The organism is Rheinheimera baltica, from assembly GCF_030731985.1.
In the GTDB taxonomy this organism is placed as follows: domain Bacteria; phylum Pseudomonadota; class Gammaproteobacteria; order Enterobacterales; family Alteromonadaceae; genus Alishewanella; species Alishewanella baltica.
The window spans coordinates 1-25867 of the sequence record NZ_JAPJDY010000007.1; the positions used below are offsets into that span (position 1 = coordinate 1).

A 25867-nucleotide genomic window follows, 5' to 3' on the forward strand; every position below is an offset into this window, starting at 1 on the left:
TAACTCACCCGAAGCACCCTTACTGCAGCACCCCGTGGCATGGCGCGCATTATAGGGCGTTTTGAAACTCGTGCAAGTGGTAAAATACGAAAAACAAACCTTTAGCGTCTGATTGCCTACAAAATCATCTTTTTGCATATTTTAGCAACAAATATGTGGAAATTGGTTGTCTGTTAATGGTTGCGGTTTATTATCCAACCGCTAAGATAAGGCTGCTTTAAGTTGATAAAGCATTCCGATAAATAGAATAAGTGCTTAGGATGTTATTATGTTACCCACTTTACGTGTTTCTTTGCCGTACACACTAGCGCTCGCTGTGTTAGTTTATTTGGGCTTTACTTTCCTGCCTGTACTTGGGCTTGCTCAGGAAATTCTCGTTGTAATAGGTGTATTGTCGGCTGGCATACTTGTGCCACTGTTAGTAGATGTAAAAGGAAATATTAGTGAACCAAGCTCTGAAGCAAAATCAGTAGCTGAGTATAAAGGTGAAACCACCACTTTATATGTAGGTAATTTACCCTACCGTGCTAACGAAGATGCCGTGAAAGAGTTATTCCAACGTTTTGGCGTTGTTATTAATGTACGTTTAATGAAAGATCGACAAACCGGTCGCCGCAGAGGCTTTGGCTTTGTTGAAGTTGCCGCCAAAGACGGAACTAAGATGATTCAGAAGTTAAATGATTTTAATTTTCAAGAGCGTACCTTAAAGGTACGTGAAGCTAAAGAGCGTCAGGATAACGACGACACGGACGAATAACAGCGTTTAACATCTAAAAAAGGAAGCATTTGCTTCCTTTTTTGTCTTTATAAGCCTCAATTGATATTGAAGGTTGGTTCTGGGTTCAGTCTGGCTTAAAATAGCGGTTTTGATTTGGCAGAGTGATACATGAGCGTAGGTCAGGTTTTCCCAGAGCACTATCCACAACAACTGGCAGATAAGGTATCAAGTGTACAACTGCTACTTAATGACTTTAATCACCCTGAACCAGAAGTGTACCCATCTTCTCCCTCAAACTATCGCTTAAGAGCAGAGTTTAGAATTTGGCATGATGCCGATGACATCTACCATGCGATGTTTGATCCACAAAGCCGAGACAAGGTTCGTATAGATCACTTCCCTGTGGCTTGTAAAACAATCGCAGACTTCATGCCAGTGTTATTAAAGCATATTCAGTTTAATCATGAGTTACGATATAAATTGTATCAAGTAGATTACCTTGCCACTCTTTCAGGTGAGTTACTTGTGTCACTTATTTATAAACGACCTCTCACCAACAGTTGGCTGGATCAAGCAAAGCAGCTCACTGACACACTGGCAGATAACTATAACGTGAAGTTTATTGGCCGTTCGCGCAAGCAAAAACTTATGGTAAGCACCGATTACGTTACAGAACAGTTTGATTTAGATGGACAGGTTTTACAGTATCAGCAAGTAGAGGGCAGTTTTACTCAACCAAATGGTAGTGTTAACCTGAAAATGCTTACCTGGGCAAAAGGCATTGCAGCTGGATTATCCGGTGATTTATTAGAGCTTTATTGTGGTAACGGTAATTTCTCTATCGCGCTTACGCCTTTTTTTGACAACGTTGTTGCAACTGAAATATCTCGCACTTCCATTAAATCGGCGCAGTATAATATTAGCTTGAATAATGTGAGCAATTTACAAGTGCTACAAATGTCTGCTGAAGATGTATCAGCTGCATTACAACAAGGAAGCAAGCTTAAGCACATTGATTTAGCCAATATGAATCTCAATACCGTATTGGTTGACCCGCCACGCGCAGGCTTAGACTCCGATACCGTGCAATTAGTAAGTCAGTTTAAAGATATTATTTATATTTCCTGTAACCCCGAGACATTAGCTCAAAACTTAACAACATTAACGACAACGCATGACATTGTAAAATTAGCGGTGTTTGATCAATTCCCTTATACCCATCACATTGAAACGGGTGTTTGGCTGCGTAAACGTTAGTCTTTTAATTTACGGCCGTAACTGGACGCACCATGGGCCAGCCAGCGCAACTGGGTAATAGTGCGGCTGGTCAAATAAGCATATTGATCTGCAGGCGCATCTAAGGCATCTGCTCCGGTATGAAAGACTAAGGTAACCATTGCTTCTGCCTGCGCTCTGGCTAAGCCGTCCGGGCAGGTTGTTTCTTTACGAAGATACTCGGCCAGTTCTGCAACAAAATGTTGTATCTCTCTGGCTACAGCACTTCTAAAAGCAGCAGAGGTGCCTGACCTCTCTCGTAACAATAAACGAAAAACATTACTGTGCCCGGTAACAAACTCCATAAAGGTTTCAATAGATGTACGGATCACACTACCATTTTTCTCTATGCGCTGCCTTGCCTGACGCATTAACTGTCGAAGCATTAAACCCGCCTCATCTACCAACGTAAGTCCAAGCTCATCCATATCTGAGAAATGGCGATAAAATGAAGTAGGCGCTATCCCAGCTTCTCTGGCAACTTCACGTAAACTCAGGCTGGCAAAACTTTTGTCAGCACTAAGTTGAGAAAACGCTGCATTAATTATCGCTCGCCGCGTACGCTCTTTTTGTTCTGCTCTGGACACGGATATCCCTTTTTTCACCGTAAAGCTTTACTTTATACCTTGACCGGAATAATTCGGCCAGTAGAATGAGCGAACACTTGTAAGCTAAGCGGCCCTATATGAAACAAGCACCGATTATCTGGACGAACGTCCTAGTGTTCTCTATTACCACCTTGGTTGCTGCCATCGGCGTACCATGGTACGCATTCACAATTGGCTTCGGTTGGGCCGAAGTCATAGCTACTATTATATGCTTAGGTTACTGCGGAATGTCCATCACAGCGGGATATCATAGGTTATGGGCACATAAAACCTATGATGCACATCCAGCACTACAATGGTTATATGCAATTGGGGGCGCTTTCGCACTGCAAAACAGCGCTTTACACTGGTCGGCAGATCACCGTGTACACCATCGCCACGTTGATCATAATGACAAAGACCCTTACTCTGCAGGACGAGGCTTTTGGTATAGCCATATTGGGTGGATGCTGCGTGATAATTCTGAAGTAAATAAAACTGACTATAATAATGTCCGTGACTTACAGAAAAACCCCATTGTTATGTGGCAACACCGTAATTATCTGTGGTTAACTATTTCAACCAATTTTGGTATCCCGTTGATATTGGGCGTTGTCAGCGGGAATATATTAGGCATGCTATTATCTGCCGGTTTTCTTCGGTTAGTGTTAAGCCATCATTTTACCTTTTTTATTAATTCTCTCGCTCACATATGGGGAAAGCAGCCCTATACAGATCAAAATTCCGCTAGAGATAATGGCTTTCTTGCTTTATTAACCTACGGCGAAGGCTACCATAACTTTCATCATATATTTGAGTCTGACTATCGCAATGGCGTGAAGTGGTATCAATTTGATCCAACAAAGTGGTTTATTAAAACAGCGTCATGGCTGGGTCTAACCCATAATCTTCGCATAGTACCTGAAGAACGTATTGAGCAAGCGAAAGCTAAAATGCAACTTCAGCGCGCCATAGCAAGCGTAAGTAAAAGACCCAACGCAGAGCAGCTGTTGCAAGTGCTTGAACACGAATATGAATTGCTATTAGCAAGAATGCAGGATTACTACCAGCTGAAGAAACAACTGTTGCGACAACGTAAAGAGGAATTAGTTGCACAATACCAAGCTGCAGACTTTAAAGTGCGTTATCGGGAATTTAAACACCATATGCAGATACAGCAACAACACTGGCAGCGACTCGTTACAGCATTTAGTTAACAGTAAAAAAGAGACTTCAGTCTCTTTTTTTGTGGCTGATACCTGATATGCTCAAAGTAACTGCAGTAATAACAGTGAGAATAGTTGCGTGAGCGGAAAGAAGACGTTACCGAAAAAAAACAACTTTGATTTTGATGCTATTGTGATTGGCACTGGGCCGGGAGGTGAAGGTGCCGCTATGTACCTGGCCAAAAGTGGTTTAACAGTAGCTGCAGTTGAACGTTATCAGTCGGTTGGCGGTGGTTGTACTCATTGGGGAACCATACCCTCAAAAGCGTTACGTCACTCAGTAAGCCGCCTAATTGAATTTAAAGAAAATCCATTATTCCAGCTAGATGATCAACATACCAAACTTACCTTCTCTCAAATTTTAAAGCATGCAGCAGGTGTCATTCGTAAGCAGGTTCGTTTAAGAACAGGTTTTTATGACAGAAACCAGGTTAAGTTATATCAGGGTGAGGCTAGATTCCTCGATAAAAATACCTTGCGTATCACCAGTGATGACGGCAGTACGTTTGAATTATCAGCAAAGACAATCGTAATTGCCAGCGGGTCAAGACCGTACCGACCAGCAGAAGTAGACTTCTCTCATAGCCGTATCTATGATTCTGATACAATTTTATCGCTACAACACGACCCCAAGCATATTATTATATATGGGGCAGGAGTTATTGGTTGTGAGTATGCGTCTATCTTCCGCGGCTTAGGCGTAAGAGTGGATTTGGTTAATACCCGTGACAGATTATTGTCTTTTATGGATACCGAGATATCAGACTCGTTGAGCTACCATTTCTGGAACTCTGGCATGACCATTCGCCATGGCGAAGAATTCGACCGTATCGAAGGTACCGATGACGGCGTTGTATTACATTTAAAGTCTGGCAAAAAAATGAAGGCTGATTGCTTTTTGTTTGCCAATGGTCGTACCGGCAATACTGACATGCTAAATCTTGCGTCAGTGGAACTTCAATCTGACAGCCGTGGGTTGGTTAAGGTAAATAACAAATACCAAACCAATGTAGAAAATATATATGCGGTTGGCGATGTTATTGGCTATCCCAGCTTGGCAAGCGCTGCTTACGATCAAGGCCGATTAGCTGGCGAAGCCATTGTGAAGGGTAATCTTGATGGCCACCTTATCGCTGACATTCCTGCTGGTATATACACCATCCCAGAAATGAGCTCGGTAGGTAAAACAGAGCAGGAGTTGACGGCAGCCAAAATTCCGTATGAAGTAGGCAGGGCGCAATTTAAGCACTTAGCACGTGCTCAAATAGCAAATACCAATGTTGGCAGTTTAAAACTGCTGTTCCACCGTGACACGCTAGAAATTTTGGGAATTCATTGTTTTGGTGAACGCGCTGCAGAAATTGTCCATATTGGACAAGCCATTATGATGCAGAAAAATGGCGGAAACACCTTAGAGTATTTTGTTCATACCACTTTCAACTATCCTACAATGGCCGAGGCTTATCGGGTAGCGGCTCTAAATGGGCTAAACCGGCTTTTTTAGGTAACACATTGATATTACTAAAGATAATAAACAGTTATTTGCTGCAATATTTATTTTTGTTTTGCTTGATAAATCGTTGTAAACTCAAATACATAATAATTAAATAAAACGTTTTTTGGAGTTATCTATGGTACAGCTTCGGTACAGTTTGATGCTGTTGTGGTGCGCGCTATCATGGCAAGCTCATGCGGATTTCCCCACGGCAAAAAGCCTGTTCGAGCAGCAGGAATATGCCCTGGCAAAACCTCAGTTAGAAACCTTGGCTGAATTGGGTCACCTGGAAGCCCAGTTTTTAATGTCACGGATGTACGCTGAAGGACTGGGCGTTGAACCCGATGTTAATCTGGCATATGCGTGGGCATTGATTGCGCGAGAACGCAATCATCCGCTTGCAGAAAAACAGTATAGAGAATTGCGAACGAAGCTACCTTCTCGGATGGAAGGTAAGGAAGTATTCACTAGCCTTAATAAACAATTTGGTAAAGATGCATTAGACGGCAATCTATATCCCACGGCTAATCGTTATGTAGTAAAAAATAACCGCGTCAAAGTTATTAGCCAGCAAGATCCCGAATTCCCCAACTATTTCGAGAGAGCGGGCGTATCCGCTTGGGCTGTTGTACATTACGATATTACAGAAGACGGTATAACAGATAATATCAACATTGTTGCATCCTTCCCCGTTGATGCAATCACTGAATATGTGAAGGAAGCCGTACAAAGTTGGCGCTTTGAGCCGCCTAAAGACATCTACGGAGATGCTATAAGGTTGGAAATGCAGTCGCATACTTTCCAAATTAAAGCGTCCTCTGGTAGTAAATCTCGTAAATTTGATAGAGAGAACGAGGAATATCTAGCAGCAATACTAGCAGCCGCAAAGGCAGAGTCGGCTAAGTATCAGTATCTTTATGGGCTTTTGATAGAGAATAGAATCGTGACTGACACCGATGCGTTATCTTGGTATCTGCAAGCGGCAATAAATGGGTATCCTCAAGCCCAATATAAACTTGCCCAATGTCTTGTATCTGGCAACGGTTGTGATCGGGACCAAAATAAGGCAGTAAATTGGCTGGCAATATCGGCAGACAGTGGCGATCCGAAAGCTGCCTATTTGTTGGCGCAGGAATTACTCGACAGCAACAATGTAAATTACAATCCTCGTAAAGCAGCTGGTTATCTGGAAGTTGCCGCGCTGAAGGAATATATGCCTGCTATTGCTGAGTACGCGGCATTACTTGCTATGTCTGACGACCCAACACTTCACGACCCGCAAAAAGCGATTAGATTGGCGGAGCAAGGGCGGACTATTGACGCTAATAATCCAAATTTATTGTCAACGCTAGGGGTTGCCTTTATTGAACTAGGGCAACAAGGACGTGGTGAGTCAATGCTACGTCAAGCAGTAGAAGAAGCCAGAAAAAGAAACTGGACTATAGAGAACTTTGAAGACCTACTGGCTGACTACCAAACGGCTGCAGCTGACAATAACTAAAAAAACACCCCGGCTTTGCCGGGGTTTGTTTATTTATTCGGTAATCTCTGAGCTCATATGGTACATACGGCTGAATGAGTGTACCGCATCAATAAATACACTCACCCGTTCAGGATCTACGTCTGGTGTTATACCATGACCTAAATTAAACACGTGTCCAGAGCCTTGGCCAAAACCGTCCAATATCATTTGAACTTCTTGCCTAATTCGTTCAGGAGAGCCTAATAATATAGATGGGTCCATATTTCCTTGCAGTGCAACTTGGTTACCAACTCTGGCCTTCGCATCACCAATATTAATGGTCCAATCCAAACCCAGCGCATCACAGCCTGTATTGGCTATTGCTTCAAGCCACATTCCGCCGTTTTTAGTAAACAATGTGACAGGGACTTTACGTCCATCAGCTTCGCGAGTTAAACCATCAACAATCTGCTGCATATAGCCTAGCGAAAACTCTTGATAGTCGCGCGGCGTTAATACGCCTCCCCAAGTATCGAAAATCATCACAGATTGCGCGCCTGCAGCAATTTGTGCATTAAGATAAAGCACTACACTCTGGGCTAGTTTATCTAACAACAAATGCAGACTTTCCGGCTCACTGAACATCATTTTTTTTATGATGCCAAATGTTTTACTACTACCGCCTTCAACCATATAAGTAGCCAGTGTCCAAGGACTACCAGAGAAACCGATCAAAGGGACACTACCATCTAACTCACGTCGAATCGTACGTACAGCATCCATTACATACCGTAACTCTTGTTCTGGATCAGGTACTGGCAAGTTAACAATATCGATAAAATCGCGCACCGGTCGCTGAAATTTTGGCCCTTCACCCTCACCAAAATACAAACCCAGCCCCATTGCATCCGGAATGGTTAAAATATCACTAAATAAAATTGCAGCATCCAGCGCATAGCGTCTTAATGGTTGCAATGTCACCTCACATGCCAGCTCAGGGTTTTTACAAAGTGACATAAAATCACCAGCCACTGCCCGCGTAGCACGATATTCCGGCAAATAACGGCCCGCTTGGCGCATCATCCATACCGGCGTGCGATCTACCGGTTGTTTTAATAAAGCCCTGAGATACCGATCATTTTTGAGTTGCATAGTTTGCCCGCCATTCACAAAATTGTAGTCATTTTAGCATCGTGTCAGCGCTGCGCCTATATTTTCACTGTAAATGCTATGTTCAGGTTTTTTGTGTTCAATGCTTGTCTTCAATAATGACATCTGCTATAACATCCCTGCGCTAGTGAAGAATAACAAGTAAGAAGCTCGTTTTAACGGGACCTTGATACAGTTTAGTTAAGCCACATTATGTGGCTTTTTTATTGTCTGCCATCCATGCCACAAACCACTAAGGCAAGTCCCTAGCATTGCAAAAATCTCTGAAAGATTTTTATTTGCCTGCTCTTTGCTTTATCTGGGCAATTATTTGCCCAGATAGCGTTTGCAGGGGAGGTACTTCAGGTAAGTCATCAAGCGCAAACCAGTCTGCCTCTTCAATTTCTTGCGGTTGACAAACAATATCTCCAGCCACGTAATCCGCAATAAAGCCGGTCATTAAAGAATGTGGAAAAGGCCAGGGTTGGCTGCCAACGTATTGCAAATTGGTAATATCGACACCTACTTCTTCTTTCACTTCACGTATTGCTGCTTGTTCCAACGTTTCTGCCGATTCAACAAAACCAGCCAATATAGAGAAAAAACCAGTACGGTGCCGACTTGATCGTGCCAATAAGATTTTGTCATCTTTTACGATACCCACCAGTACACAAGGTGCAATACGCGGATAGCAACGATGCCCACACTTATTACATAGTGCAGCCAATTCCCAGTTGACCAAAGCCATTGCACTACCACATTGGCCACAAAAACGGTGTGTTTGCAAAAATAGTGCAACCTGCACCGCTCTGGCAGCAAACTGAAACAGCTCCTCCTCCATATTCAAAAATTCTCGTGCAGATACCCACTCATCTTCATTAGCGATATGATCGTGATTAATAAGCAAATACACTTCTTCAGCCCCTCGCCGGCCCAACCAACATATCTGCTCAGGCTCAGCTGACAAATTTAAACTGCCATATTCACCCTGGGGAAGTTGACCAACGGCATTTAACCAAATGCGGCCACGGTTAATAACAAACCACAGTCCCTGCTGATTCGGCCTTAAACTAATACTATGTTTGATCATAAGTGCTTCTCTGAGGTAACCTGTCAAGATTGGCTATCATAATGCCGTTCACAGAGCTGACCAATAAAAAAACGGTTGATCTTTGCTGCGAAATTCATTTAATTAGACATTACAGCAGCATGGTCGCTGCACCTAAGGAGAAGGCAATGTACACTCGTGTGCATACAGCGCGACAAAAATGGGGTGGCTCACTTACCGCCATCGACAACTGGTTGGATGAGCGTCAACAGCTTATTGTAAGTTACTGTAAACTTGCTGCCCTGCCACCATTTGACAACAAACGTACCACCTTACCAGATCAAGCAGCTGTGCAGTCTTTTTGTCAGTTATTAGTTGATTATCTGTCTGCAGGGCATTTCGAAGTGTACGAACGTATCGTATCGGAGTGTGCCGTAAATGGTACTGACAGCAGAAAGCTAGCAGACAGCTTATATCCTAAGATAGCGATATCAACCGATTTAGCGCTAAACTTTAATGATTTGTACGCGGATCATCTTAGTACCCGACATAGTGGCGCCTTTGATCGTGAATTATCGGAACTGGGCCAGGCGCTGGAGGATCGCTTCGAATATGAAGATCAATTAATCGATACGTTATACGAAAAGCATACCGATACCACAGTTTCTATGTAGTCTTCGGGCAATAAAAAAGCGGCTGACGCCGCTTTTACTATTTTTACAAACTTATTATTGCGCTTCAGCTGGAGCTGTCTCAACAATTTCCAGTAATTCAACTTCAAACACCAACACGCTGTTAGGCTTAATTACGCCCATATCACGTTCGCCGTAAGCTAGTTCAGCTGGGATAGTGAATTTAAAGCGAGACCCTACATTCATTAACTGTACGCCTTCAGTCCAGCCAGCGATAACGCGATTTAACGGGAACTGAGCAGGTTCACCACGGTCAACCGAGCTATCAAATTTGGTGCCATCAGTTAACGTACCGGTGTAATGTACTTTTACCGTATCAGTTGCTGCTGGTTTAGCACCTTCAGCCGCTTGTAGCACTTCATACTGTAAGCCTGATTCTGTTACCGTAACGCCTTCTTTCTTAGCATTTTCTTCTAAGTAAGTCTTACCAGCTTCAATAGCTTTTGCTGCTTCAGCTTCAACCATAGCGGTTTGTTTTTCACGGAACTTTTCTTCCAGCGCAGTCATCATAGCCTGCACCTCTTCATCCGACAGTGAAGCTTTATTAGCCACGGCGTCTTGTACGCCACGTAAAATTAATTCGCGATCTACAGTCAAACCCAACTTGCTATAGTCTTCCAGTGTGCTGTCCAAATAACGGCCTACAGACACACCTAAACTATAAGATTGTTTTGCTTCATCAGTGTCTAGTACGGCAGGTTTCTGCTCTGCTTCTTTTTGACAGGCAGCAAGAGTCATAACGGCCATGGCGACCAGAGACATTTTTGTAACTAAGCGCATTCGGTTCTCCAATATTTACGCAGCCACGCTGCAAAAGTATGTTTTAATAGTGTCCAATGAACTGGCCTATACTAACGGTTTGTGCTCTGGAGGTTAACACCCGACATGAAATATCCTGCTTTTTTTCTGCTATTACTGCTAACGAGTTGTGAAAAACTCAATTCAGAAGCCCCCTTGCAACAATTTCCGCATGTTGCTCAAGGGAGTTACGCGGCAGCACTATCAGATGATGGCCAATTTGCTGCAGTGTCTTCTATTCAAGATGGTGTAGCACTGTGGGATGTAAAAAATAATGCGTTAAAATTTCAGTGGAAGCATCAGGATAATGCCGAAAATTTAGTCTTTAGTCTGGCTATTAGCCACAATAACAGTCACGTCTTTACTGCTGACCAAAATACCTATGCGCTGTGGAGTATAGCAACAGGCAAAAACCAGGGTTTTTGGCAGCTTGACGCGGCAACTGTGCGGGATATAGCTGTGTCTGACAACGGGGCTCATCTTCTCATTGGTAAAAGTAATGGCGGCGTACAACATATTACGCTCGCATCCGGCAGGCGGTTGGAGTTTTTAGGCCATACCGAACGCATTAACAGTGTCGCGATGTCTCCGAATGGCCGCTATGCACTAACAGGCGGAAATGATTATAAAGCTCACTTGTGGGACACCCAAAGCGCGCAGATTATTTACAGCTTTAGCCACCCAAGCCGGGTTACCAAGGTAGCGTTAGATCCACAAGGGCGTTATGCCTTTACCGCTGACAGCCAAAACTTGGCGCAAATTTGGGATATCCAAACCGGCAAGTTGGTTAGTGCTTTACAGTTTAACGCCCGGCAACAAGTATTTAGTGCGGTTAATTTCAGTGCAGACGGCAAATACCTGGCAACAGGCGCACCAACGCGTAAGTTGGCTTTATGGGATGTACAAACCGGTCTGGAACTACAACAATGGCAAGTATCTGTAAGGCCTGATAGCCGCCCTGCCAGTGCTGTAGTGCATGCCGTGAGCTTTTTAAACAACAATCAACTTATTAGCGAAAGCTCCAGTGGCATAGCCGAAGTATGGGAGATTAAACATGACAGCAAATGAGAAAGACCTGCAGCTACACATTGTAGAGTTGGAAAACAAACTGGCCTTTCAGGAAGATACGGTTAATTGCCTGAGCAATGAACTGTTGGAGCACCAGAAAAAAATCGAACGCTTACATCAGCAAGTTATGTTACTGGCAGAGAAGTTACGTAACTTGCCAGATGATCAAGGCATACTTCGTCCTGAAGAAGAGCCACCACCGCCGCATTATTAATATTTGCATAGATAATGATTAAACAGCCACAGCATTTGCAAAGAAAATAAGCAACGAACAGACGCCCTATGACTCTGGTATGAACTTCATCCCTGAAGTTCTACCTTTGGACTATCAGGATTGTGGAAATTGGCTATCTGTTACTTTTCACCGCCCAAGCTTTTACAGAGTAGGGTAATACGGGACATTTACAACAGAGTGCTATTTACTCTGGCTTAAAAACGCCTATAACTTGCTCGGCAGCACGGCTGGCTTTAGATATTTGTGCTTCGGGCTGTACCATCTGATGGCCACATTCAACACATTCTACCTTTTCAACATTGTTTTCCAAGAACAACATCATCGTGTCCACAGCTTTGCATTTTGGACAGCTTGCGCCAGCTATAAAGCGTTTCTTTTTACGTATTGTCATTGTGTTCACCATCCGTTCGTCGCAGCTATTTTACAGGCCAAGCCTTGGTTTGTTAGCCTTATACGGTTAAATTAGCAGCCTAATTCAGTATTACAGGTAAAAGCATGATTCAGTTACAGCAGGTTGAACTGCGCCGCGGCCCACAGGCCTTATTTAGCAACGCCGATCTTACCGTATTTCCAGGACAAAAAGTGGGAATAATTGGTGCTAATGGTTGCGGTAAGTCCAGCTTGTTTGCCATGTTGCTTGGAAAACTGCATGCCGATGCCGGCAACATTAATATTCCAGAACGTTGGGTCATCTCTACTGTTGCACAAGAAACACCGGCGCTGGACTGCAGCGCCATGGATTATGTTTTACAAGGCGATGAAAAGCTGTTCCCGTTGCTATTAAAAGCCCGAAGCCAGTGTAGTGAAAGTGATTTAGCCACAGTACATTTGCAAATAGAAGCGTTGGATGGCTATCGGGCAGAAGCAAAAGCCGGCATTCTGCTCGATGGCCTTGGTTTTAGCGGTGATGCTCAGCAGAAAGCTGTAAAGTCATTCTCCGGCGGTTGGCGCATGCGCTTAAACCTGGCCAAAGCATTAATGCAGCGTGCTGAATTACTGTTATTGGATGAGCCAACAAACCACCTCGATTTAGATGCCGTGCTGTGGTTGGAGAAGTACCTGAGTAATTATCAGGGCACCTTGTTGCTTATAAGCCATGACCGCGATTTTCTTGATGCAGTAACCGATAACATCGTGCATATCGAGCGACAAACCTTAACGTTATACAAGGGCAACTACAGTCAATTTGAACGTCAGCGTGCTGAACAATTATCACAACATCAGGCTAATTTTGATAAACAACAACGGCAAGTCGCACATCTGCAAAAATTTATCGACCGTTTTAAGGCGCAGGCAACCAAAGCCCGGCAAGCACAAAGCCGGATAAAAGCGCTGGAACGAATGACGATACTGGCGCCAGCCCATGTTGATTCCCCCTTTAGTTTTAGTTTTCGCGAGCCAAAATCGCTGCCAAACCCGCTGCTGAAAATGGAAAATGTGCAGGCTGGTTATGCAGATCACGTCATTTTAAGTCAGATTAAGTTTCAACTACTCCCTGGCAGCCGTATCGGTTTGTTAGGGCGCAATGGTGCCGGTAAATCTACCCTAATTAAACTGCTGTCGGGCAGCATGCAGCCGCAAAGCGGGGATATCTGGTATGCCAATGGCGTAAGCCTGGGGTATTTTGCCCAGCACCAGCTGGAAACCCTGCGCCCGCAAGATTCACCATTGCAGCATTTAGTGCGGCTGGACCCTTTAGTGCCCGAGCAAAAGCTACGTGATTTTCTCGGTGGCTTTGGTTTTCATGGCGACAAAGCACTGGAAGCCTGCGCACCGTTTTCTGGTGGCGAAAAAGCGCGTTTAGTTCTAGCGCTGATTGTCTACCAACGCCCGAACCTGCTGCTACTTGATGAACCGACCAACCACCTTGATTTAGATATGCGCGAAGCCATTGTGATGGCATTGCAGGAGTTTGAAGGCGCTATCGTTATTGTCTCGCACGATCGTCATCTGCTAAGCAGTTGTACTGATGAATTTTACCTTGTAGCCCACGGCCGGGTGGCCCCGTTTGACGGCGATTTAACGGATTATTATCAATGGCTGCAGCAAGATGCCCGGCAAAGCACCAGTAATGCTCAGGTCGATACACCTGCCAGCAGCAATGTTGTTCGTAAAGATCAGAAACGACTGGAAGCCGACTTACGCAATTTACTCAGGCCACTGAAGCAAAAAGTGGAAAAGCTGGAGCAGCAGCAGCAAAAGTTGACCGAGCAATTGGCCACTTTCGAACAGCAGTTGGCTGATGCTGATATTTACAGTGCTGAGCGTAAAGCAGAGCTTACTGCTTTGCTCGCCAAACAAGCTACCGCCAGCAGCAGCCTAATCAGCATTGAAGAAGACTGGTTTATGGCACAGGATGAGCTGGAGCAGCAAACCGAGCTGTTCTGGAAAAACAATGGCTGACAGCGGCAACATCATAACAACAGCACCAACTGAGCAACAGCTATGGCAGTTCAGCCTGGCACTGTATCCAAAAGTACAGCCACTCTGTCTGGAGTGGCAGGATAACTTAGGCGTGAATATCAATTTGCTGTTGCTGTTGTGCTATCTGGAGCAACAGCAGCTTAGTCTCACTCAGCCGCAACTGTTGCAGCTGACTGCAGAACTTGAGCAATTTAGTCGCCAGTTTACCCAACCATTGCGCGCCTTGCGCCGAAAAAGCCACTTAGCAACGCTCTCACTCACCCAGCAACAGCAGCTAAAACAGACCCTGCTCCAAGCTGAATTAGAACTGGAAAAACTTGAACAACAGCTATTACTGCAGCACTGCCCTGCACTAACTCGTGTTACCTCACCACTGCTTGATCACTATCTCGCATTACTTACAGATAACACCATAAGCTATCAGCAGCCTTTATTTGATCTGCGTCAAGCTATCTCCCAACTGGCATAAACCCCTAGCCAATATTTGATCTAAGTCAGTTAATAGTTTACTGCCGTTATCTACACTGAGCATATCAATTTAGTGTGAGGATTTGGCTATGAATATATGGCAGCAGTTTATTAACGACCCGGTAATCTTTATTTCTTTTACCGGCTTAGCCGTTGTAATTGGCTTATGTGCATTTTACGCCATCTACTTTATTTACAAAGTAGAGCACGATACGCCAGACTCGGAGCAAAACTGAGCCTGACGTTAACATTAGGGTACAGACTTTGCAGTGGCATAAAATAATAGCTCGCCCGGACAGGGATCATTGTTTTCCGGTTGCTCAGCAGGCACCAACTGTTGCAAGTTAAACCCCAGATTAACTAACCAACCAGGTAACGCTTGTGGCGTTATACCTGATACGAACCGCTCACCGCTGATTGCCAGCGCCATATCGGCCAACCAGCCCTGCTGTGAAAAGCGGGGCTTGCCATGCTGGTCTAACTGCATCTGACTGGCGACAAGCTGAAGCGGAGCATTCACACTCTGCCGCATTTGCTGTAACAGGTTATTAATTGCCGTCTCTGGCAAGTACATCAGTACACCTTCAGCTAGCATCAGCGTTGGCCGTTCTGCCGAAAACTCGGCAGTATCCGCTAACAGTTGCGCCAGACTGCAACGGCCAAGATCAGCCGCTTTCAAACACAGATTTGGCCGCAATGCATGTAGCTGCCGCAGAACGTCCTGCTTTATATTGATGGTAGCGACTTTGTCAATTTCTACTACCTGTAGTTGCCTGTATTTTGCACTCAACATAGCACCTAACCCATCAAAACCCGCACCAACAATGACTAACTGCTGGGTATTTTGCTGTTCAATTTGTTGTTCAATCCATGACACAATATGCTGTTTTCGCCACCCGTAATGGGCCATAATTCCAGGCAAGCTAAACTGCAACAGGCCAGTGAGTAAAGCTCTGCCACCCCGCCATCCTTGCAGGGCCAGTAGCACTCGGCCACGCCAGCCACTGCGCTGTAAAACCTGCTTAGCCAGCTGCTGGCTAAGACTATTAGCTGGCGATCCTGGCCAGCACTGGCTGGCACAAATAAGTAAACTGGTATTGCTCATGTTAATTCCTCACTGAACAGCGCACTGTAGTGTTGGTACCAGTTACTTTGAAATCGCAACGCCGGATCGTAGCGACGTTTTTGCCGCAAAAATTCAGCAAACTGTGGATAGCAGGCAAGGACTTGCTGCTTAGTCGCAAAAGGATGATATGTCAGGAAGTAACTGCCCTGATAACGGATGGCAATATCAATTAAGCGCCGAAAATGTGTCGCAGCGATAGCCACAGCCTCAGGCTGATGATCAATATGCAAATTAAAGATGACACAGGCATAGTCTTGCTGCGCCCAGGCCAAAGCTGTTTCAGCATCGCGCCGGATAAACCGCACTGTGCCATAAATTAAATCGACCTTGTGTTGTCGAAAATCTGCCGCACAGTCCGCCATAAATTGTTCCAGCGCCGGTAGCGGCACATAAAGCTCGGTAATCATTTCGCTACCGGCACAACCGCGGGCTAACTGTTGGTCTAAGGCTACATGATAATCATCAAGGTAAATACTCAACTGATGACTATCTGACCAGTAGCGCTGATCATTGGATGCCAGATAAAACTCGGAAAAGCGCTTGAAGGCTTCAGCTTTATTCGTATGAGCCAGATACAACAACTGTTGCCAACTGGCTTTACTCAACCTGAGTTGTTGCTTCGCTATCGCGGCTGTCTCTACCGGACGGTAGCAGGAAAATACCCCATGGCGTAAAAAGCCAGCAGAATCAGGAGCAGTCTCAAACTGAAAATCGCCATATAAATATCCAGATGCTTTTCGGTGCGGTAACGCCTCGATCATTTCAGCCAAGCTACACAGCTCAACCTCACGAACAACCTGTTGACGCGGTGCCAATTGCAGGGTTGCGGTGACAACAATACCAAATAAACCATAGCCGCCAACCACTAGCCGGAATAACTCAGCGTTGCTCTGCCGGCTACAATGCAATAGCTCGCCATCAGCATTAACCAACTCAAAGCTGATAACATCCGCTATAAAAGGTGCCATATCCAACCCCCGGCCATGGATATTTGCCGCTATTGCACCGCCAATACTTAAACGATCCGCACCGGTTTGCTTCTGCCTTATACCCCAGGGGTTGGCACAGCCATGTTGCATAACATGCAGTTTACGCATTAAGTCCGGCCATTGAATACCAGCCTGTACGCTGACCTGCCCCAGTTCAGCGTCAAAATGCTGCAACTGATTTAACTTGCTCAGGTCCAGCAGCACACCACCAGTTACAAATTGCTGCCCCCCCATGGCATGCCGGCCACCTGCGACACTTATCATGCTGCCATCTTTATTTGCTTGCTGCACAACCTTGATTACCTCTGCTATGGTTTCTGGCTGGATACAGCGCTGCATAACTGTTGAATTGAGTTTGGCATGCACATCATTAACCCTGATTACGTGTTCTGGCTTTTGGCACATAAAAATAAGTCCTGCTGCTTGTTTGTGGGCCAACACTAGCTGACAGGCATTACATTATGCTATACAAATAAACAGAGTATTATATTACGCTACCTATAGCGGCAGATAAGGCGACTTTGATGAACCAGACCAGTCAATTGATTACAGCATTAAAGCGCAGCCTTAAAACTAAAGGCATGAGTTATCGTCAGCTCGCCGAGCAACTTCAATTAAGTGAGGCCAGCGTTAAGCGTATATTTGCCCAACAGAATTTTACCCTGAGCCGGCTGGAGCAAATTTGCCGGGTTTTGGATACCAACCTGTATGAACTGGCGAAAAGCAGCACATTGGCAAAGAACAGTCTGCCAAGGCAATTAAGTATGCCGCAGGAGCAGGCGCTTGCAGATGACCCAACGCTACTGACGTATTTGTACCTGCTGTTAAACGGTTGGCAATTTGAAGATATTAATAGCCAGTACCAGCTGGACGAGCTTAAAGGCATCCGGCTGCTGGCCACACTGGACCGCTTGAAATTGATAGAACTTCAGCCTCATAACAAAGTGAGGTTGCTGGTAGCACGCGATATACAATGGCGACTAAATGGCCCGGTGCGACGGCGCTATGAACAGCAGATAAAAATGATGTTTATTGATAATAGTTTTACCGCCCCCGAACATTGGTTACGATTGGAAACAGCCGAGTTATCCAGTGCCTCTATCAGTATTCTGCAGCGCCGCTTAAACCAATTAAGCGAGCAGTTTGCCGAACTGGCAGAGTTAGATATGACAACCGGGCCAGCAGATAAAAAAGGGGTAGGATTACTGGTAGCATTAAGGCCCTGGGTATTTGATATGGTACTAGCACCACCTGCTAAGCGCTAACCGGGCTATTCCAATTCCAGATATTGCAGTTTATCAGGCACGCCATTCCAACTATCTGCATCAGCAGGCGCCGCTTTAACGTCAATGATATTTGGCCAAACGTCTGCCAATTCAGCGTTAAGCTGAATAAAGCCATGCTGCTCTGGCGGCACCTTATCTTCCTGCACTATGGCATTGGCAGGGCATTCTGGCTCACATAATCCACAATCAATACAAATGGTTGGGCTTATTGCCAGGAAGTTAGGCCCTTCAAAAAATGCATCTACAGGGCATACCGCCACGCAGTCGGTGTATTTACACTTGATGCAATTATCCAGTACCACAAAAGCCATAAAGTCACAGTTTCCAGACGTTTTAAGGTGAGGATCATACTGCAGCACAAAGAAAAATCAAATAGCTGAAAAAACCTTTACGGACAATCAAGCTAGCTTGGCGTAAAATAGCGCCATCTTGTGAGCTACTGGCCTGATGCCAGTATGCAATGACACCGATACGGAACCCTTATGCTGCGTCTTACCGAAATAAAACTGCCGTTAAACCATGACGAAAATGCGATTAATAGCGCCATTGTCGAAAAGCTAAAAATTAAACCGGAGCAATTACACAGCGTTAATGTGTTTAAACGCGGCTTTGACGCCCGCAAAAAAACCGATATTCATCTTATATATACCTTGGATATTGAAGTAGATAACGAAACCGCATTACTGAACAGCTTTGCCAAAGATCAGCATGTTAAGCCAGCACCGGATACCAGCTACAAATTTGTTGCCAAGGCGCCAGCCACGTTAACCGAGCGCCCTATTGTTATTGGTCTTGGCCCCTGCGGCTTATTTGCCGGTTTATTGTTAGCGCAAATGGGCTTTAAACCGATTATTTTAGAGCGTGGCAAAGAAGTACGCGAGCGCACCAAAGACACCTTTGGCTTCTGGCGCGGCAAAGAACTGAACACCGAGTCTAACGTACAGTACGGCGAAGGTGGCGCGGGTACTTTTTCTGATGGCAAGCTGTACAGCCAGGTAAAAGACCCTAAACACTATGGCCGCAAAGTAATGAGCGAGTTTGTTGCTGCCGGCGCACCAGATGAAATTATGTACGTGAGTAAACCGCATATCGGCACCTTTAAACTGGTGGCAATGGTAGAAAAAATGCGGGCTAACATTATTGCCTTAGGCGGCGAAATACGTTTTAGCAGCCGGGTAGATAAACTACACATCGACAATGACCACTTGACAGGTTTAACCCTCTCAAGTGGTGAGCAACTTAACAGCAAACATGTGGTGCTGGCAGTTGGCCACAGTGCGCGGGATACCTTTCAAATGCTGTATGACGAGGGCGTTTATGTCGAAGCTAAACCATTCTCAATTGGTTTTCGCATTGAGCATGAACAATCAATGATTGATGAATGCCGTTTTGGTCCCAACGCCGGTAATCCTATTTTAGGAGCGGCCGACTATAAACTGGTGCATCATTGCAATAATGGCCGCACCGTTTACAGCTTTTGCATGTGTCCGGGCGGTACAGTGGTCGCAGCAGCATCGGAACAAGGCCGTGTTGTTACCAACGGTATGAGCCAGTACTCCAGGCATGAACGCAATGCCAATAGCGCCATCGTGGTGGGTATTGACCCTGAGCGCGATTATCCTGGCCATCCATTGGCAGGTATTGAGTTACAGCGCCAGCTGGAAGCATTGGCCTTTAAACTGGGCGGCGAAAATTATCATGCGCCGGCACAGTTAATTGGTGATTTTTTATCTGGCAAGCCTTCTGCTGAACTGGGTGATGTTAAACCCTCTTATACTCCTGGTATTACACTCACAGACCTAGCACAAGCATTACCTGACTTTGCCGTTACCGCCCTGCGTGAGGCCATACCGGCATTTGATCGACAAATTAAAGGCTTTGCCAAAGCAGACGGTTTACTTACCGGAGTTGAAACCCGCACCTCTTCACCTATTTGTATTAAGCGCGGTGCCGATTATCAAAGTGTTAATATCAAAGGTCTTTATCCTGCGGGCGAAGGCGCAGGTTATGCTGGCGGTATTTTATCAGCCGGTATCGATGGCATTAAAGTAGCCGAAGCGCTGGCATTGGCTATGCTGGATGCCAACAGCGCGCCGTCAGTTTAAAAACTGTGTCCGCCGCACTGCGCAAACAATACTATCGTAACGGCCCGCCACACCGGGCCGGTGCTGATGTCAGCTTTGGTGATTTAGTTAAAATATTTGGTTTTAACAGTATTCATATTGGCCGCTGGGTTAACGCCGCTGAGCAGCAACACGCGGCGAATTTGTTTTTCGATGCGCTTTGTGACCTACAGTTATTGTTGCAAGTGCCTGAACAAGTTATTTCACTCAACGGCAGCCTGGCATTAACTTTCGGCATAGGGGGCCAGCGTGGGGTTTGCGCCCATTACCAGCCACAGGGCCGTATTTTAGCCTTAGCAAAAAATGCCGGCGGCGGTAGTTTGGTCCATGAGTGGTTTCATGCGTTTGATCACTATATCGCCAGCAAATTGTTTCGCCAGCAGCCGCCCGCCAATCAATTTGCTACTCGCTGTTGGCTGGAGTCCATGCCAGTGCATCCTCATCCATTAAATAACCTGCTTGAGCAAGCGTTTATGGCATTATTCTTATCTGAGGATGGTAAAAGTGAGAGTGCTTTTTTCCGCCATTGTCGACAGCTTGATGAAAAACGCAAGCAATTTTATTTGGCCATGCCGGAAGAAATAGCCGCACGCGCTTTTGAAAAAGTGCTTCAGTGCCAACCTGTTAAAAACAGCTTTTTAGTCGCGGGCACCTTAAAAAGCGAGGCTGCCAAATTGGGGATATACCCTGATGAACATATCACTACAACGCTAAGTACGTTGTGGCTACGTTATTTTCAACACTTAGGCCAGAGCTTACGCAAAAAAACGATTTAACGCCGACACTAGCGTGTTTCAATCCTCCCTGCACTAAGCACAACCTGGTTACCACCAGCATTTTTTGCCAAATACATCGCATTATCCGCACAGGCTATTAAGGTTTTAGCGGTGGCACCGTGCTGTGGATATAAAGCTACACCAATACTAGGCAACACCGTTAACTGCTGCCCCGATAAATAAAAAGGTTTGCTCAGAGCGTCGCGGATTATTTCAGCAAGTTGCAGTACCACGGCGTCAGAATCAGTATCTGGCAGTAAAATAACGAATTCGTCACCACCAAAGCGGGCAACTGTATCCGTTTGTCGCAAACAAGCCTGAGTACGCTGCGCCGTATGTTGCAATAATTCGTCACCCATGTGGTGGCCGAAATTATCATTTACTTGTTTAAAGTTATCTAAATCTAAATACAGCAAAGCAAACTTGTGCTGCTCCCGCCCGGCATGCATCATTGCTAAACGTAACCTGTCATGAAATAACTCACGATTGGGCAGCTGTGTTAACTGATCATACAGCGCACTTCGCTGCAATCGCTCTAGCACTTGCTTACGCTCTATCGCCACAGCAACCTGCACAGATACAAACTCCAGTAACTCTACTTCACTGTTACTGTAAGCATTAGCATCACCTGCGTTTTGCAGCATAAGTACCCCAATAACAGCGCTATGGGATTTTAGCGGTACGCCTAGCCAATTCGTAGCTTGCTTGGCTATCAAAGGCTTCACTCTCGCGGGTAGGTCACTGACATTGTTGTCTGATATCAAGATCGTTTCTGAGCGACGGATAACTTCCGCACACAAGGTCAGTACATCCAAATTTGCAATATCGTCTGTTAGCGTTTGTAACGCCGCATTGTGGCCAAAAATCAACTCATCTGTATCGCCATCTTTTAGCACGATAGCAAAGCGCCACATTGGCATTAATCCGGCAATAATATGTTGAATACTTTGATACAACGCCTTTAGGTCATCGCTGGCAAACGCCGCTTCAGAAATGGCATACACCGCAGACTGGCGCGCTTCTATTTGCTTACTACAGCTTATATCTCTAGCTACGGCTACACGGCGCTGATCAATGTCCGACCAGCGCGCTGACCACAACAAGTGCACTATTTGGCCATCTTTGCGAATATAGCGGTTCTCAAAATCCACTTTCAACACACCGGCATTTATATCATTAGCGGTATTTAAAGTGCGCTCACGATCATCCGGATGAACGAATTCAATCATTTGCCGCCCCAGCATTTCTGCCGGTGTATAACCAAAAATACGTTCAGCGCCAGCACTGACAAAATCAAACCTGCCATGTCTGTCTACAACACAGATGGCATCTAGCAGTAAGTCTATGTAATTACTTAACGATTCGTAGCTTTTGGCATTCATAAAACAGTAAACGCACTACAGGAAATATACTGGCTAAACTTTAGCATGCTTCTGTCGCTATAGCCGATATTATTAACTGATTTTCTTATCAAAAATGGGGGTACTAACCAGCCTTCATCCTAACGACTACTATCCACGCTGGTATTGAATTTGTTAAGCAATAAATGGCAATTGCGCCACACCAGCGCATAGATCGTGAGCTGCGGGTTTGCGCCCAAACTGGTGGGTAAAATAGAGCCATCAAATACTGATAAATTTTTCAGTTGATGATGACGGCCATCCTGGTTTACGACACCTTTCGTTGGCTCTGCGCTCATATTACAACCGCCCATCACATGCGCCGACACCACGGTTTGACGCAGCTTTTCCATCGGCAGTGCGGCAATAGCCGCTTTTGCTTCTGGCCAGCTGTTATAGAGTTTGGCATCGTGATGAATAGGCAGTACTTGTTTTGCTCCGGCGGCAAATTGCAGTTCAGCCATTGATAATAATGCCTCGCGCATACCCTGCCAGACATAGTCACTGATAGGATAATCTAATACCGGTTGTTGTTGCTGATCTAACTGCACTGTACCGCCCTGGCTTTGCGGATGAAAACCGTCGCGCTGCAAGGCAATAACAACCTGTAACTGATTAAAATTTTGCATTAGCGCCGCGTGTTCTGCCCCGGTGCCAATAAGTTTGGTTGCCATTAGCACGGGGTGCAACGGCGGCACCTCCAGTTTATACCCTGGCTTGTTGTCAGTGTCTGGCCAAACAAATTGGTCGGAGTAAATACTTTGTGGTGCGCCACTATGGCCGTTAATGTCATCAGCAAACAACGCACCAGAAATCACCGTAGGGTGCAAATACGTGTGCTTACCTAAACGGCCTGAGGGGTTGGGTACTTTTGAACGCAGCAATAAGGCAGGTGAACCAATAGCGCCAGCTGCAACAATATAGTGTTTTGCCACGATGCTGACATGAATATCCTGCCGTGGCTGAAAATGACTATCAACCGGTACCGCATCAACGCCGGTTATACGGTCGTTTTGCCAGTGCAGCTTGCGCACCGAAAGCCGCGAAATCAGTGTGGCTCCCTGCGCCAGCGCCGCAGGTATGGTACTCACCAGCATCGACTGTTTAGCATTAATCGGACAGCCCATACCGCAGTAACCCAAATTGGCACAGCCATTAACATTGCGTTTTATTACCGTATATTGCCAACCCAGCTTTTCACAGCCTTGTTGCAGCTTGGCGTTGTTAGCATTGGGTGGTACTGGCCATTGATGAATATTTAACCGTTGCTCGGCTTTTTCAAAAAACGGCGTTAAGTCGTTTTCATTGCTAAAATCTAAGCCAAATTCACGCTGCCAATACTCTAATGTAGGCTGGGGGGTGCGAATTGATGTGGTCCAGTTAACGGTGGTAGAACCGCCTACGGTGCGACCTTGTAGAATACCAATGCTTTTATCCAACGTTTTACGCGCAGCACCTTCCTGATATAAGTTGGGATAGGCCCAGCGCTCTTCCATGACAAAATTATCGCGGGTGTAATAAGCCCCTTCTTCGAGTAATAACACCTTATAACCGGCTTGCGTGAGTTGCTCTGCCGCAATACCGCCACCGGCACCAGAGCCAATAATAACAATGTCGGTTTCAAAATGTCTGTCGCGGTTAAATTGGCTGGCGTCAAGCTGGTTAGTCGTCATGACGTATTCTCATTAGCGAAATTTAGGCGCAGTATACGCCAGCGGTTGCCAGTGTTCTGGCTGGCCATAATAAGCGCCGTACAATAGCTCTCTAAGGCCATGATAGGCCTGCTGCAACGTAGTAAGATAACTGTCACGCCACTGTTGTAATATGGCTAAGCGCTGGCTGATACTCAGTGCAGGCAGGGTTGTAAAGTGCCCTGTAAAAGCTAATTCAGTGATGCGCTGCGCTAACAAATTAAACAGTTGTTGCAGCTCTTGCTGCTGACTCAGCGGTAAAAAAGCGATAAAGTCCGTTATGGCGGTTTTACTGCGCTGTAGTTGGGCCATAGCCAGGGTCGTATCTTCTGGCAAAGCGTCGTACAATAGCGCTGGCAATATTGCTGACAGCACCCAATCGCGGTTATCACTGTTAGGCTGAACACTGTAATGCCAGCCAGCAACACCCAAGCTTGCTGCTGCGCCTAAAGCAATGCCGCTGATTAGAAATTGTCGTCGATCCATTTAACGCTGTCCGCTGTAAAACGTTAACCCATTGTTTATCAGGAAAACCTAATTTGCAAGCTCAAGTCAGACCAGTGATCTCGTCCTCTTTTAAGCCCGCCTGGTGGCTAAAGCACCCGCACTTGCAAACTATCTTTGCCAAATACCTGCGCCCGCGTAAAAAGCAGAAGACGGTTGCAGAAATATTTACCTTGCCTGATGGCGATGAGTTGCAACTTAACTGGATGCAACCTTCACGTGTCGTCCCCGATGCCCCTTTGGTAGTGCTGTTGCATGGATTGGCTGGTGACATTAATAGCCATTATGTGCAAACGATGTTGGCGAAATGCCGTCAACTGCGCTGGCCCGCCGTACTGATGCATTTTCGCGGCTGCAATGGCCAGCCAAACAAACTCCCGCGGGCTTACCATAGTGGTGATACTGCTGATTTAGCAGCAGTGCTGGTTGAAATTGGTCAGCGTTTTCCAGAGCAAAAACTGGTCGCCGTTGGTTATTCGCTAGGTGCCAATGTGTTGTTGAAATACTGTGGCGAAAATAATGGCGCCAATCCGTTATCTGCGGTAGTTGCGGTTTGCCCTCCGCTAGATTTATCCGCTTGTGCAAGCCGGATTAATCAAGGCAGTAGCAAGCTTTATCAACATTATTTACTTGGCCGGTTAAAACGTAGCACCCTGCTAAAGCTAAAACAGTTTCCTCAGTTTCCAATCCCGTTAACGGCCCGTAAAATAAGAAGACTTAGCAGCATTGAACAATTTGACGATGTTTTTACCGCACCTATTCACGGCTTTTTAGACGCACAAGACTATTATCAACAAGCTAGCGGCAAAGCTTTTTTGCAGCATATTGATATTCCGACACTGATTATTCATGCCAAGGATGATCCATTTTTATCAGATGCTGTTATTCCGACTGCAGATGAGCTTAACCAGCATATTCACTATGAACTGACCAGCGGCGGTGGCCATGTCGGCTTTGTGAGTGGCAGTGTATTCAAACCCACTTTTTGGCTAAATCAACGCATACCCGAGTTTCTGCAAGAGCAGTTAGACGCATGATTATTCCCTACACCGACATTGCCGAAGCTACGCTAAACAACCTGATTGAATACTATGTTTTGCGTGAAGGCACTGATTATGGCGAACAAGAAATGGCTATGGCAGAAAAAGTTGCGATGGTACAGCGTCAACTGCAAAGCGGTGAGGTGGTGATTGTCTATTCAGAACTGCATGAAAGCATTAACCTGATGCCTAAACAGCTGTTTTTACAGCAACAGGATACCTTGTAGTACGTCATAAAATCGTCATGATGGTTTCATTAAAACGTCATCCTTGAAGACGACACTGAT

27 protein-coding genes are annotated in these 25867 nt (G+C 45.6%); 16 read left to right on the forward strand and 11 right to left on the reverse strand.

What is annotated here, in order from left to right:
• The first annotated feature begins 268 nt into the window (after window positions 1–268).
• On the forward strand, window positions 269–757 hold the full coding sequence (locus ORJ00_RS12290; RefSeq protein WP_027672188.1) for an RNA recognition motif domain-containing protein: 489 nt from the start codon (window positions 269–271) through the stop codon (window positions 755–757).
• A gap of 129 nt (window positions 758–886) precedes the next feature.
• The gene (trmA, locus tag ORJ00_RS12295) at window positions 887–1975 is read left to right on the forward strand and encodes a tRNA (uridine(54)-C5)-methyltransferase TrmA (RefSeq protein ID WP_306140010.1); all 1089 of its coding nucleotides are present in this window, start codon (window positions 887–889) and stop codon (window positions 1973–1975) included.
• On the opposite strand, the gene fabR is transcribed toward trmA, so the two are convergent.
• Window positions 1972–2580 carry an HTH-type transcriptional repressor FabR gene (gene fabR, locus ORJ00_RS12300; RefSeq protein WP_027672190.1) on the reverse strand — a complete coding sequence of 203 codons (609 nt, stop codon included), beginning with the start codon at window positions 2578–2580 and terminating at the stop codon, window positions 1972–1974. The genes trmA and fabR overlap by 4 nt on opposite strands.
• 98 nt (window positions 2581–2678) lie before the next feature.
• Here fabR and ORJ00_RS12305 point away from each other — a divergent pair, with 98 nt between their 5' ends.
• From ORJ00_RS12305 to ORJ00_RS12315, 3 genes are all read left to right on the forward strand, one after another.
• The gene (locus ORJ00_RS12305; RefSeq protein WP_306140011.1) at window positions 2679–3797 is read left to right on the forward strand and encodes a fatty acid desaturase; all 1119 of its coding nucleotides are present in this window, start codon (window positions 2679–2681) and stop codon (window positions 3795–3797) included.
• A gap of 88 nt (window positions 3798–3885) precedes the next feature.
• Window positions 3886–5310: a Si-specific NAD(P)(+) transhydrogenase gene (sthA, locus tag ORJ00_RS12310; protein ID WP_027672192.1), complete on the forward strand. Its 1425-nt coding sequence runs from the start codon at window positions 3886–3888 to the stop codon at window positions 5308–5310.
• A 127-nt stretch (window positions 5311–5437) separates the two neighbouring features.
• Complete coding sequence (locus ORJ00_RS12315) at window positions 5438–6802, forward strand: energy transducer TonB (RefSeq protein WP_027672193.1); 1365 nt, start codon at window positions 5438–5440, stop codon at window positions 6800–6802.
• A gap of 33 nt (window positions 6803–6835) precedes the next feature.
• On the opposite strand, the gene hemE is transcribed toward ORJ00_RS12315, so the two are convergent.
• Together hemE and nudC are read right to left on the reverse strand one after the other, a co-directional pair.
• Window positions 6836–7915 carry a uroporphyrinogen decarboxylase gene (gene hemE / locus ORJ00_RS12320; protein WP_027672194.1) on the reverse strand — a complete coding sequence of 360 codons (1080 nt, stop codon included), beginning with the start codon at window positions 7913–7915 and terminating at the stop codon, window positions 6836–6838.
• 292 nt (window positions 7916–8207) lie between these two features.
• Complete coding sequence (gene nudC, locus ORJ00_RS12325) at window positions 8208–9002, reverse strand: NAD(+) diphosphatase (protein ID WP_305974107.1); 795 nt, start codon at window positions 9000–9002, stop codon at window positions 8208–8210.
• Between the two features lie 146 nt (window positions 9003–9148).
• On the opposite strand from nudC, the gene ORJ00_RS12330 reads away from it, so the two are divergent.
• Window positions 9149–9634, forward strand: a complete 486-nt coding sequence (locus ORJ00_RS12330) for an Rsd/AlgQ family anti-sigma factor (protein WP_027672196.1) — start codon at window positions 9149–9151, stop codon at window positions 9632–9634.
• Between the two features lie 54 nt (window positions 9635–9688).
• Here the strand turns inward: ORJ00_RS12330 and fkpA are convergent, their stop codons facing one another.
• Complete coding sequence (gene fkpA, locus ORJ00_RS12335) at window positions 9689–10432, reverse strand: FKBP-type peptidyl-prolyl cis-trans isomerase (RefSeq protein ID WP_027672197.1); 744 nt, start codon at window positions 10430–10432, stop codon at window positions 9689–9691.
• 105 nt (window positions 10433–10537) lie between these two features.
• Here fkpA and ORJ00_RS12340 point away from each other — a divergent pair, with 105 nt between their 5' ends.
• Together ORJ00_RS12340 and ORJ00_RS12345 are read left to right on the forward strand one after the other, a co-directional pair.
• A complete protein-coding gene (locus ORJ00_RS12340) occupies window positions 10538–11518 on the forward strand; it encodes a WD40 repeat domain-containing protein (RefSeq protein WP_027672198.1) in 981 nt (326 codons plus the stop codon).
• Entirely contained in the window at window positions 11505–11732 is a 228-nt protein-coding gene (locus ORJ00_RS12345; protein ID WP_027672199.1) for a SlyX family protein, read from the forward strand. Before ORJ00_RS12340 ends, ORJ00_RS12345 begins: the two co-directional genes overlap by 14 nt.
• 205 nt (window positions 11733–11937) lie before the next feature.
• Here ORJ00_RS12345 and ORJ00_RS12350 read toward each other — a convergent pair whose 3' ends face one another.
• Window positions 11938–12144 (reverse strand): YheV family putative zinc ribbon protein, encoded by a 207-nt coding sequence (locus ORJ00_RS12350; RefSeq protein ID WP_027672200.1) that lies wholly within the window; start codon window positions 12142–12144, stop codon window positions 11938–11940.
• A 104-nt stretch (window positions 12145–12248) separates the two neighbouring features.
• Here ORJ00_RS12350 and ORJ00_RS12355 point away from each other — a divergent pair, with 104 nt between their 5' ends.
• The 3 genes from ORJ00_RS12355 to ORJ00_RS12365 all read left to right on the forward strand — a co-directional run bounded on the left by ORJ00_RS12355 (window position 12249) and on the right by ORJ00_RS12365 (window position 14881).
• Window positions 12249–14156 (forward strand): ATP-binding cassette domain-containing protein, encoded by a 1908-nt coding sequence (locus tag ORJ00_RS12355; RefSeq protein WP_306126615.1) that lies wholly within the window; start codon window positions 12249–12251, stop codon window positions 14154–14156.
• The gene (locus ORJ00_RS12360; protein ID WP_305974101.1) at window positions 14149–14646 is read left to right on the forward strand and encodes a TIGR02444 family protein; all 498 of its coding nucleotides are present in this window, start codon (window positions 14149–14151) and stop codon (window positions 14644–14646) included. The genes ORJ00_RS12355 and ORJ00_RS12360 overlap by 8 nt, the downstream gene beginning before the upstream one ends.
• 88 nt (window positions 14647–14734) lie before the next feature.
• The gene (locus ORJ00_RS12365; RefSeq protein ID WP_306126614.1) at window positions 14735–14881 is read left to right on the forward strand and encodes a DUF3149 domain-containing protein; all 147 of its coding nucleotides are present in this window, start codon (window positions 14735–14737) and stop codon (window positions 14879–14881) included.
• Between the two features lie 14 nt (window positions 14882–14895).
• Here ORJ00_RS12365 and ORJ00_RS12370 read toward each other — a convergent pair whose 3' ends face one another.
• Both ORJ00_RS12370 and ORJ00_RS12375 read right to left on the reverse strand, forming a co-directional pair.
• Window positions 14896–15750: a class I SAM-dependent methyltransferase gene (locus ORJ00_RS12370; protein WP_305974097.1), complete on the reverse strand. Its 855-nt coding sequence runs from the start codon at window positions 15748–15750 to the stop codon at window positions 14896–14898.
• Entirely contained in the window at window positions 15747–17165 is a 1419-nt protein-coding gene (locus ORJ00_RS12375; protein WP_306140012.1) for an FAD-binding oxidoreductase, read from the reverse strand. The genes ORJ00_RS12370 and ORJ00_RS12375 overlap by 4 nt, the downstream gene beginning before the upstream one ends.
• A 119-nt stretch (window positions 17166–17284) precedes the next feature.
• On the opposite strand from ORJ00_RS12375, the gene ORJ00_RS12380 reads away from it, so the two are divergent.
• Window positions 17285–18025: a helix-turn-helix domain-containing protein gene (locus ORJ00_RS12380; protein WP_306140013.1), complete on the forward strand. Its 741-nt coding sequence runs from the start codon at window positions 17285–17287 to the stop codon at window positions 18023–18025.
• Between the two features lie 5 nt (window positions 18026–18030).
• On the opposite strand, the gene fdxA is transcribed toward ORJ00_RS12380, so the two are convergent.
• Window positions 18031–18357, reverse strand: a complete 327-nt coding sequence (gene fdxA / locus ORJ00_RS12385) for a ferredoxin FdxA (protein ID WP_027672205.1) — start codon at window positions 18355–18357, stop codon at window positions 18031–18033.
• Between the two features lie 171 nt (window positions 18358–18528).
• Between fdxA and ORJ00_RS12390 the strand changes: the two genes are divergently transcribed.
• Together ORJ00_RS12390 and ORJ00_RS12395 are read left to right on the forward strand one after the other, a co-directional pair.
• Entirely contained in the window at window positions 18529–20151 is a 1623-nt protein-coding gene (locus ORJ00_RS12390; protein WP_027672206.1) for an NAD(P)/FAD-dependent oxidoreductase, read from the forward strand.
• A 5-nt stretch (window positions 20152–20156) separates the two neighbouring features.
• Window positions 20157–20945, forward strand: coding sequence for a CLCA_X family protein (locus ORJ00_RS12395; RefSeq protein ID WP_306140014.1), 789 nt, complete (start codon window positions 20157–20159; stop codon window positions 20943–20945).
• 8 nt (window positions 20946–20953) lie between these two features.
• Here ORJ00_RS12395 and ORJ00_RS12400 read toward each other — a convergent pair whose 3' ends face one another.
• The 3 genes from ORJ00_RS12400 to ORJ00_RS12410 all read right to left on the reverse strand — a co-directional run bounded on the left by ORJ00_RS12400 (window position 20954) and on the right by ORJ00_RS12410 (window position 24522).
• Window positions 20954–22327 (reverse strand): sensor domain-containing protein, encoded by a 1374-nt coding sequence (locus ORJ00_RS12400; RefSeq protein WP_306140015.1) that lies wholly within the window; start codon window positions 22325–22327, stop codon window positions 20954–20956.
• Between the two features lie 119 nt (window positions 22328–22446).
• Window positions 22447–24018, reverse strand: coding sequence for a GMC family oxidoreductase (locus ORJ00_RS12405; protein ID WP_306140016.1), 1572 nt, complete (start codon window positions 24016–24018; stop codon window positions 22447–22449).
• Window positions 24019–24030: 12 nt separating this feature from the next.
• The gene (locus ORJ00_RS12410; RefSeq protein WP_306126609.1) at window positions 24031–24522 is read right to left on the reverse strand and encodes a hypothetical protein; all 492 of its coding nucleotides are present in this window, start codon (window positions 24520–24522) and stop codon (window positions 24031–24033) included.
• 53 nt (window positions 24523–24575) lie between these two features.
• On the opposite strand from ORJ00_RS12410, the gene ORJ00_RS12415 reads away from it, so the two are divergent.
• Both ORJ00_RS12415 and ORJ00_RS12420 read left to right on the forward strand, forming a co-directional pair.
• Window positions 24576–25577, forward strand: coding sequence for a hydrolase (locus ORJ00_RS12415; RefSeq protein ID WP_306140017.1), 1002 nt, complete (start codon window positions 24576–24578; stop codon window positions 25575–25577).
• Window positions 25574–25807, forward strand: coding sequence for a YheU family protein (locus tag ORJ00_RS12420; protein WP_306140018.1), 234 nt, complete (start codon window positions 25574–25576; stop codon window positions 25805–25807). Before ORJ00_RS12415 ends, ORJ00_RS12420 begins: the two co-directional genes overlap by 4 nt.
• Window positions 25808–25867 lie beyond the last annotated feature (60 nt).

Bases quoted from the DNA above. Each gene is read 5' to 3' on its own strand.
- ORJ00_RS12380 (WP_306140013.1), top strand. From the start codon at position 17,285: ATGAACCAGACCAGTCAATTGATTACAGCATTAAAGCGCAGCCTTAAA.
- ORJ00_RS12420 (WP_306140018.1), top strand. From the start codon at position 25,574: ATGATTATTCCCTACACCGACATTGCCGAAGCTACGCTAAACAACCTG.
- ORJ00_RS12365 (WP_306126614.1), top strand. From the start codon at position 14,735: ATGAATATATGGCAGCAGTTTATTAACGACCCGGTAATCTTTATTTCT.
- ORJ00_RS12400 (WP_306140015.1), bottom strand. From the start codon at position 22,327: ATGAATGCCAAAAGCTACGAATCGTTAAGTAATTACATAGACTTACTG.
- ORJ00_RS12305 (WP_306140011.1), top strand. From the start codon at position 2,679: ATGAAACAAGCACCGATTATCTGGACGAACGTCCTAGTGTTCTCTATT.
- ORJ00_RS12330 (WP_027672196.1), top strand. From the start codon at position 9,149: ATGTACACTCGTGTGCATACAGCGCGACAAAAATGGGGTGGCTCACTT.
- ORJ00_RS12390 (WP_027672206.1), top strand. From the start codon at position 18,529: ATGCTGCGTCTTACCGAAATAAAACTGCCGTTAAACCATGACGAAAAT.
- ORJ00_RS12370 (WP_305974097.1), bottom strand. From the start codon at position 15,750: ATGAGCAATACCAGTTTACTTATTTGTGCCAGCCAGTGCTGGCCAGGA.
- ORJ00_RS12410 (WP_306126609.1), bottom strand. From the start codon at position 24,522: ATGGATCGACGACAATTTCTAATCAGCGGCATTGCTTTAGGCGCAGCA.
- ORJ00_RS12345 (WP_027672199.1), top strand. From the start codon at position 11,505: ATGACAGCAAATGAGAAAGACCTGCAGCTACACATTGTAGAGTTGGAA.
- ORJ00_RS12375 (WP_306140012.1), bottom strand. From the start codon at position 17,165: ATGTGCCAAAAGCCAGAACACGTAATCAGGGTTAATGATGTGCATGCC.
- nudC (WP_305974107.1), bottom strand. From the start codon at position 9,002: ATGATCAAACATAGTATTAGTTTAAGGCCGAATCAGCAGGGACTGTGG.
- fkpA (WP_027672197.1), bottom strand. From the start codon at position 10,432: ATGCGCTTAGTTACAAAAATGTCTCTGGTCGCCATGGCCGTTATGACT.
- ORJ00_RS12290 (WP_027672188.1), top strand. From the start codon at position 269: ATGTTACCCACTTTACGTGTTTCTTTGCCGTACACACTAGCGCTCGCT.
- trmA (WP_306140010.1), top strand. From the start codon at position 887: ATGAGCGTAGGTCAGGTTTTCCCAGAGCACTATCCACAACAACTGGCA.
- hemE (WP_027672194.1), bottom strand. From the start codon at position 7,915: ATGCAACTCAAAAATGATCGGTATCTCAGGGCTTTATTAAAACAACCG.
- fdxA (WP_027672205.1), bottom strand. From the start codon at position 18,357: ATGGCTTTTGTGGTACTGGATAATTGCATCAAGTGTAAATACACCGAC.
- ORJ00_RS12355 (WP_306126615.1), top strand. From the start codon at position 12,249: ATGATTCAGTTACAGCAGGTTGAACTGCGCCGCGGCCCACAGGCCTTA.
- ORJ00_RS12405 (WP_306140016.1), bottom strand. From the start codon at position 24,018: ATGACGACTAACCAGCTTGACGCCAGCCAATTTAACCGCGACAGACAT.
- ORJ00_RS12350 (WP_027672200.1), bottom strand. From the start codon at position 12,144: ATGACAATACGTAAAAAGAAACGCTTTATAGCTGGCGCAAGCTGTCCA.
- ORJ00_RS12340 (WP_027672198.1), top strand. From the start codon at position 10,538: ATGAAATATCCTGCTTTTTTTCTGCTATTACTGCTAACGAGTTGTGAA.
- ORJ00_RS12360 (WP_305974101.1), top strand. From the start codon at position 14,149: ATGGCTGACAGCGGCAACATCATAACAACAGCACCAACTGAGCAACAG.
- ORJ00_RS12315 (WP_027672193.1), top strand. From the start codon at position 5,438: ATGGTACAGCTTCGGTACAGTTTGATGCTGTTGTGGTGCGCGCTATCA.